This window comes from Actinokineospora auranticolor (assembly GCF_002934265.1).
Taxonomy (GTDB): domain Bacteria; phylum Actinomycetota; class Actinomycetes; order Mycobacteriales; family Pseudonocardiaceae; genus Actinokineospora; species Actinokineospora auranticolor.
In genome coordinates this window covers 511,710-518,960 of sequence record NZ_PTIX01000004.1, presented here as the reverse complement: position 1 = coordinate 518,960, position 7,251 = coordinate 511,710, and the positions used below count along the sequence as shown (strand labels likewise).

At 73.1% G+C, this 7,251-nt stretch carries 8 protein-coding genes; 4 read left to right on the top strand and 4 right to left on the bottom strand.

All coding sequences use genetic code 11. The features are described from left to right. The first annotated feature begins 342 nt into the window (after positions 1-342). Together CLV40_RS10915 and CLV40_RS10910 are read left to right on the top strand one after the other, a co-directional pair. On the top strand, positions 343-675 hold the full coding sequence (locus CLV40_RS10915; protein WP_104478718.1) for a YciI family protein: 333 nt from the start codon (positions 343-345) through the stop codon (positions 673-675). Continuing rightward, positions 672-1,880 (top strand): RNA polymerase sigma factor, encoded by a 1,209-nt coding sequence (locus tag CLV40_RS10910; protein WP_104478717.1) that lies wholly within the window; start codon positions 672-674, stop codon positions 1,878-1,880. The genes CLV40_RS10915 and CLV40_RS10910 overlap by 4 nt, the downstream gene beginning before the upstream one ends. A gap of 39 nt (positions 1,881-1,919) precedes the next feature. Here the strand turns inward: CLV40_RS10910 and CLV40_RS10905 are convergent, their stop codons facing one another. Then, positions 1,920-3,416 carry a leucyl aminopeptidase gene (locus tag CLV40_RS10905; RefSeq protein ID WP_104478716.1) on the bottom strand — a complete coding sequence of 499 codons (1,497 nt, stop codon included), beginning with the start codon at positions 3,414-3,416 and terminating at the stop codon, positions 1,920-1,922. Between the two features lie 177 nt (positions 3,417-3,593). Between CLV40_RS10905 and CLV40_RS37875 the strand changes: the two genes are divergently transcribed. Together CLV40_RS37875 and CLV40_RS10895 are read left to right on the top strand one after the other, a co-directional pair. After that, entirely contained in the window at positions 3,594-4,796 is a 1,203-nt protein-coding gene (locus CLV40_RS37875) for a hypothetical protein (protein WP_181043422.1), read from the top strand. A gap of 63 nt (positions 4,797-4,859) precedes the next feature. Beyond that, positions 4,860-5,957 carry a branched-chain amino acid aminotransferase gene (locus tag CLV40_RS10895; RefSeq protein ID WP_104478715.1) on the top strand — a complete coding sequence of 366 codons (1,098 nt, stop codon included), beginning with the start codon at positions 4,860-4,862 and terminating at the stop codon, positions 5,955-5,957. 81 nt (positions 5,958-6,038) lie between these two features. On the opposite strand, the gene CLV40_RS10890 is transcribed toward CLV40_RS10895, so the two are convergent. The 3 genes from CLV40_RS10890 to CLV40_RS10880 are packed head-to-tail and all read right to left on the bottom strand — an operon-like array spanning position 6,039 to position 7,229. Continuing rightward, positions 6,039-6,731 (bottom strand): alpha/beta hydrolase, encoded by a 693-nt coding sequence (locus tag CLV40_RS10890; RefSeq protein WP_104478714.1) that lies wholly within the window; start codon positions 6,729-6,731, stop codon positions 6,039-6,041. 4 nt (positions 6,732-6,735) lie between these two features. Continuing rightward, entirely contained in the window at positions 6,736-7,026 is a 291-nt protein-coding gene (locus CLV40_RS10885; RefSeq protein ID WP_104478713.1) for a hypothetical protein, read from the bottom strand. 2 nt (positions 7,027-7,028) lie between these two features. Continuing rightward, positions 7,029-7,229 (bottom strand): hypothetical protein, encoded by a 201-nt coding sequence (locus CLV40_RS10880; protein ID WP_104478712.1) that lies wholly within the window; start codon positions 7,227-7,229, stop codon positions 7,029-7,031. Positions 7,230-7,251 lie beyond the last annotated feature (22 nt).

Below are 7,251 nucleotides of genomic sequence, written 5' to 3'. Positions count from 1 at the left end.
CACACAGCCCCGCCCACACAGCCCCGCCCACACAGCCCCGCCCACACAGCCCCGCCCACACAGCCCCGCCCACCCGGGGGCAGGCCCCGCCTTGAGCCTATCGCCGCAGGTCAGCGGCACGGAAGCGGTTGACCCGGAGCTGTGGACAGATCGCGGGCATGTGCACAACCCGCCCATTCCCCGCCCCGGCCAGCGCGAATCGGCGCGAAACCCGGCCTGGCACACACCCCCGCCAAACTTTCCGGAGAATCTCCGGCGGCGGGTGTCGGATCGGGGCGACGGCGTTCGTAGCAGGGGTGAGAAGCGGCCCACGAGGGCGGCGACAAGATCACAGGAGAAGTCATGGCGCAGTACCTGTTGTCCGTCCTCCACGACTCCGGCGACCTGGCCACCGACGAGGAGATGGCCGCGATCGACGTCTTCAACGAAGGCCTCCAGGCCGACGGCCACTGGGTGTACGCGGCGGGTCTGTCCGCGCCCGCGTCCGCCACCGTGGTCGACGGGCGGGCCGGGGAGCCGGTGTTCACCGACGGGCCCTACCTCGAGTCGAAGGAGCACATCATCGGCTTCTGGATCGTCGAGGCCCCGCACCTCGACGTGGCGCTGCGGCTCGCCGCCGAGGGGTCGAAGAGCTGCAACCGCCGCGTCGAGCTCCGGCCGGTGCTGCTCGGGTGACCGACGTCGAGGCGCTGATCACCCGGGTCCACCGCGACGAGTGGGCCCGGGTGGTGGCGACGGTGGCCAGGCGCGTCGGGGACCTCGACATCGCCGAGGACATGGCCGCCGAGGCGTTCGCCACCGCCGTCGAGCGGTGGCCGGTCGACGGGCTCCCCCCGAATCCCGGCGCGTGGCTGACCACCACCGCCCACCGCAAGGCCATCGACCGGCTCCGGCGCGAGTCCAAGCGCGAGGAGAAGCACCGGGAAGCGCTGATGCGGTACGACGCGCCCAGCCCACCGGGCGCCATCGACGACGACCGGCTCCGACTAGTCTTCACCTGCTGCCACCCGGCCCTCGCCGTGGAAGCCCGGACCGCGCTGACCCTCCGCATGGTCGGCGGCCTCACCGTGCCCGAGATCGCCCGCGCGTTCCTGGTCGAGGAAACGGCCATGAGCAGGCGCATCACCCGCGCCAAGGCCAAGATCAACGCCGCGCGGATCCCCTACGGCGTGCCACTGCCCGAGGACATCCCCCGCCGGGTCACCGGCGTCCGCACCGTCCTCTACCTGATCTTCAACGAGGGTTACCTCGCCTCCCGCCCCGGCCGCGACCCCGTCCGCGACGACCTCGCCGCCGAGGCCATCCGGCTGACCCGCCTGGTGCACGCCCTGCTGCCCGCGGACGGCGAGACCGCGGGCCTGCTCGCGCTGATGCTGCTGACCCAGGCCCGCCGCCCCGCCCGCGTGTCCGCCGACGGCGACCTCGTCGCCCTGGGCAAGCAGGACCGGGGCGCCTGGGACCGGACGCTCATCGCCGAGGGCCACGCCCTGGTCCGCGCACGGCTGGCAAGCGGGGAGGCTCCCGGCCGGTACCAGATCCTCGCCGCGATCAACGCCGTGCACACCGCGGCCCGCGACATCGAGGGCACCGACTGGTCCCAGGTCGTCGCGCTCTACGACCAGTTGGTCGTCGTCGACCCGTCGCCGATCGCACGGCTCAACCGGGCCATCGCGGTCGCCGAGCTGGACGGACCCCAAGCCGCGCTGACCGAGGTGGACGGTCTCCCGCTGACGGGCTACCACGCCTTCCACGCCACCCGCGCGGACCTGCTGCGCAAGCTGGGTCGCACCGAGGAGTCCCGGGCGGCCTACGACCGGGCCATCGGGCTCTCGCTCAACACCGCCGAAGCCGCGTTCCTCCGCCGCCGCCGGGGCTCCTGAGGGGGGTCGCCGAGCGGAGACGCCCGGCGACCCCCACGCTCAGCCGTTCTCGGCGATGTCGGCGAGGACGGCGGCGATGGTGCGGACCGGCACGCCCGTGCCACCCTTGCCCGTGTACCCCCACGGCCCGCCCGAGTTGAACGACGGACCCGCGATGTCCAGGTGCGCCCACGGCACGCCGTCGGCGACGAACTCGCGCAGGAAGAGGCCCGCCGCGAGCATGCCGCCCCAGCGGTGCCCGGTGACGTTGGCCAGGTCGGCCAGCCGCGAGTCGAGGTCGCCGCGCAGCTCCTCCGGCAGCGGCATCGCCCAGCCGCCCTCGCCGGTGGCCTGGGCGATGCCCGCGACGCGGTCGCGGAACTCGTCCGAGCCCATGACGCCCATGGTGCGGGTGCCCAGGGCCACCATCTGCGCGCCGGTCAGCGTGGAGGTCTCGATCAGGTAGTCCGGGTTGTCCTCGCAGGCGCGCACGATCGCGTCGGACAGGATGAGCCTGCCCTCGGCGTCGGTGTTGAGCACCTCGACGGTCTTGCCGCCGTACATGGTGAGCACGTCGCCCGGCCGGTACGCGGCGCCCGAGGGCATGTTCTCCGCCATCGGCACGGTCGCGGTCACCTGCAGCGGGTACTTCAGCTTCGCCGCCAGCACCACCGACGCGATCACGGCGGCGGCGCCGCTCATGTCGGAGGTCATGTGGTCCATGTTGGCCGCGGGCTTGATCGAGATGCCGCCGGTGTCGAAGGTGATGCCCTTGCCGATCAGCGCGACCTTCTTGCGCGCCTTGGGGCCCTTGTAGGTCAGCCGGACCAGCCGCGGCTGGCGGGTCGAACCGACGCCGACGCCGAGGATGCCGCCGAAGCCCTGCTTCTTCAACGCCTTCTCGTCGAGCACCTCGACCTCGAGGCCGACCGACTTGGCCAGTTCGACGGCGCGGTCGGCGAAGGAGGCCGGGTAGAGGTCGTTGGGCGGGGTGTTGATCAGGTCGCGCGCCGCGGTGACGGCCTCGGCGATCGCGGTGGCCGCCTTGAGGGTGGCGCGGTGCTCCTTGGTGGCGCCGTCGGCGGGCGCGGCGAAGTCCACCTTGGCCAGTTCGCGCGTGGCGGGCTCGGACTTGTAGCCGGCGAAGGTGTACGCGCCGAGCACGGTGCCCTCGACCGCGGCCTGGAGGTCCACAGTGGACAGGGTGCTGGCGACGTGCTTGCTCGGCCCGAGCGCCCGCGCGGCGGCACCGGAGGCCCGGCGCACCTGCTCGGCGGTGACCGCGCCGTCCGCGCCCGCCTTGCCCAGCCCGGCGGCGACCACCACGCGCGCCTTGAGCTTGCCCAGCGTGGGCACCTTGACGATCTCGTCGACCTTGCCGGTGGCACCGAGCGCACCGAGCACCTCGGCCAGCGCGCCGTCGAAGGCCGCGTCGACCGCCTCGGCGCCGGGGGCGAGCGCGAGACCGGAACCGTGCTGCACGGTGCCGACGACGACGGCGTCGACCCCCGCCTCGGATACCGGTGTGGTGGCCAGGGCCAGCTTGGGGGCGGTCACAGGTGTGCTCCTAGGGAAATGTCTCGGGTGTCCCGGCCGGAGTCCTCGTAGGACGGGCCCGGACCTGGTCGGGCGGGTCCGTTCGGCCAGGTATTTCACGCATGCTAACCAGTTGGTCGCGGCTTTCCACCAGTGCCCGGATGGAGAATCCCGCGTCGATCTGACACGGTTGTGCCCGTGACAGCGATGGGACAGGCCCCGCCGCGGACCTGGGCTAAGGTGCCCGCCGCCGGTGCGGCGGCGCTGGGCGCGGGTGCGCTGGTCACCTCCGGTCCCGCCGCGGCCGCCGCGGGGTGGTGGTCGCTGGCCGCGCTCGCGCTCGCCGGGCTTGTGGCCCTGTTGACCGCGGTGTCCCTTGCCGATCTAGCCGCACAGTCTTCTCCCGCCGCGGTTTCGGCGCACGTCAGGACGCGCCTCGGCGGGCTGCACGGGCGGATGGCCGGGGTGCTGGAGGTCGGCGGTCGCGTGGTGGCGGCGGGTGCGGTCGCCGGGGTGGCCGGGGCGTACGCGTGGCCCGCCCGACCAGCGGTCGCGGCGGTGGCCTTGGTCGCGGTGGTCACGGCGTTGTGGGTGGCGGAGTTCGCCGTGCCGCGCGGAGTGCGACTGGCCGCAATTGCTGTGATCATCGTCACAACCGCCCTGTTCGTGACAACGGGACTGGCCATCCAGCCCGTCGGGGCCGCCGTCGCGGTCGAGCCCGGGATCACCGGATCGGATGACCCGACGGGCATTTTGACCGCAACCGGCGTGCTGTTCTTCGGCTTCCTTAACGTGGATCGCGTCGGCGGCGCACGGGCCCGCGTGAGCGCGTACGCGATCCTGTTGGTGGGCCTGGCTTACCTGTTCGTGTCGTGGGTCGCGTTGCGACAGCTCGGCGGCCCGCGCCTCGCGGTGTCGCCGACGCCGCTGCGCGACGCGCTGGCCGCCGCCGACGGCGCCCCGCTGGACCCGGTGCTGACGCTGGGCGTCCTCGTCGGCGCGGCGGTCGGCCTGCGCGCGCTGCTCGGCCGCGCGGCCGAGGAAGTCGCCGACCTGGCGGGCGCGGGTGAACTCCCCGCGCGGTTCGCCGAGCACCGGTACCTGGTCGCGGCGGTGCCCGCGGCCGCGGTGGCGGTCCTGGTGACGCCCGCGGACGCCGTGGCGGTGGCCGCCACCCTGGTCCTCGGCGCGGCGGCGTTCATCAACTCGGCGGCGCGGACGCTGTGCCGCGACGACCGGTCGACCTGGGTGCGCACGGGCTGCTGCGGGCTCGGGCTGAGCGTGGTCGTCGGCGTCAACATCTCGATCGCGTCGCTGGCCGCCGCGGTGGCGGTGCTGGGCGTGGGCACGGGGCTGTGCGCGCTCTGTGCGCGGCGGCCACGCACGGGTGACGTGAGGTAGTCGGTCGTCCGATCCTCGGGATACCGATTTTCCGGCGACCGATCAGCGGATAATGTCTGGCGCATGACAACCGAGCTGCCGTTCACGCGGACCCCGAACCCCACCCCGGCGACCCCGGACCGGGTCGCGGAGGTACTCGCGCGGCCGGGCTTCGGGCAGTACTTCACCGACCACATGGTGACCATCCGCTACTCGGCAGAGCAGGGCTGGCACGACGCGCGGCTGGAGCCGTACCGGCCGATCGCCCTGGACCCGTCGGCCAGCGTGCTGCACTACGGGCAGGCGATCTTCGAGGGGCTCAAGGCGTACCGGCAGCCGGACGGCACCATCGCGTCGTTCCGCCCGGAGGCCAACGCGGCGCGGTTCAACAGCTCCGCCCGCCGCCTGGCGATGCCGGAGCTGCCCGAGGAGCTGTTCCTGGAGTCCCTGCGCGAACTGGTCGCCGCCGACGCGCGGTGGGTGCCGGAGCAGGCGGAGGAGTCGCTGTACCTGCGGCCGTTCATGGTCGCCACCGAGCCCGCCCTGGGGGTGCGGCCGTCGAGCGAGTACCTGTACGTGGTGATCGCCTCCCCGGCGGGCGCCTACTTCGCGGGCGGCGTCAAGCCGGTGACGGTGTGGCTGTCGACGGAGTACGTGCGCGCGGCCCCGGGCGGCACGGGCGCGGCGAAGTTCGCGGGCAACTACGCGGCCTCCCTGGTCGCCCAGGCCCAGGCGGCGGACCAGGGCTGCGACCAGGTCGTGTGGCTCGACGCGGTGGAGCGGCGCTGGGTCGAGGAGATGGGCGGGATGAACCTGTTCTTCGTCTTCGGCTCGGGCCCGTCGGCGCGGGTCGTGACGCCGGAGCTGTCGGGCGCGCTGCTGCCGGGCATCACCCGCTCGTCGCTGCTGACCCTGGCCGCGGACCTGGGGTACGGCGTCGAGGAGCGGCGGATCTCGACGGAGGAGTGGGAGAAGAAGGCCGAGTCGGGCGAGCTGACGGAGGTCTTCGCCTGCGGCACCGCGGCCGTCATCACCCCGGTCGGCCACGTCAAGCACGCCGACGGCACCTTCGCCATCAGCGGCGGCGCGACAGGCCCGGTGACCACCCAGTTGCGCGAGTCGTTGACCTCCCTGCAGCGCGGTGGGGTCGCGGACAGCCGAGGCTGGCTCACCACCCTCTGACGCACTTCCGGCAGCGCCCCGAGCAGTCCGCAGTGGACACTCGGGGCGCTGTCCTGTGCGGCAACCGGTTCGGCTGGCCGGTCACCATTCGCGGGGTAGTGGGGTGGCGACCTCTGGGGCCACGACCTCGACGACAGCGTCCAACGCGGTCTCGGCGTGGCCGACGAAGAGGTGTTTGCAGCCCGGGAACTCCACCACTTCCGCCTGTGGCACGGCCGCGAAGCGTTGGCGGGCCTCAGGCGGGCGCACGTAGTCGTCGAGTTCCGGGACCACACAACGGATCGGCTTACCCGAAGTAGCCCAAGCCGCCAGGTGTTCCGGTTGCGCCCGGCGGAGGGTGGGTGCCAACAGGACCGCGCCGCGAACACCCTCGGCCAAGCCGTGCATGAGGATCAGGTCCGTACCGAAAGACCACCCCACCAACCACACGTCCGGCAACCCCGCGACCGCCGTCAAAGCCGCAGCGACATCGAACCGCTCGGCGACGCCGTGGTCGTGGGTGCCTGAGCTGGTTCCGGACGGGCTACTGGTCCCCCGCGTGTTCAGCCGCAAGACGGCGAGTCCGGCCAAGGCAGGAAGACGGGCCGCGGCCTTGCGAATCAGGTGCGTGTCCATCGACCCCCCGCCAACCGGATTCGGATGGAAGAACACGATCGTGGCACGCGGGTCCCGATCGGCGGGCAGCGCGAGCTCGGCCGCCAACCCCACACCGTCGTCGGTCTGGAGGGTCAACGGAGTGCGGCGGGCGGGCAGCACCGTGTTGGGGCCGATCACGGCGTCAACGTCTCCTCGTCGGGCCGCGCCTGCCGCGGGCCGACCAGCACGTCGGGTGCCAGTGCCTGCGGTCCTCCACCGTGCCGTGCGCCTCCGCCGACCAGGCCACGACGTGGGTCACGCCGGGGCGGATCTCCTGGTCGCAGCCCGGGCACCGGTACGACTTGGTCGCCTGCGCCCCCGGCACCGTGCGGACCAGCCACTCCCCGTCCGGGGCGGACTCGACCCGCTGGTCACCGAGGCCGCCGCTGAGGGGGCGCGGTTCCGGGTACTTCGGCTGGTTGCGGCGCGGCACGGCTACTCCGCGGCGCTCAGGCTCATCGGGCCGTAGACCTCGGTGTCGCCGTCGAGCAGGACCACCTGGGCGACGCCCGCCGAACCCAACTCCCGCCAGGCGCCGCCGAACCACTCCTCGGCCTCGTCCTGGGTGGCGAACTCCACCCCCGGGCCGGTGACCGAACCGCCCGTTTCGTCCTCGTAGCGCCAGCGGAAGCTCACGGGGGCCACGGTAGCCGACCTC

Excerpts from the sequence above, each read along its gene's own strand:
- CLV40_RS10915 (WP_104478718.1), top strand. The coding sequence starts at position 343 with ATGGCGCAGTACCTGTTGTCCGTCCTCCACGACTCCGGCGACCTGGCC.
- CLV40_RS10895 (WP_104478715.1), top strand. The coding sequence starts at position 4,860 with ATGACAACCGAGCTGCCGTTCACGCGGACCCCGAACCCCACCCCGGCG.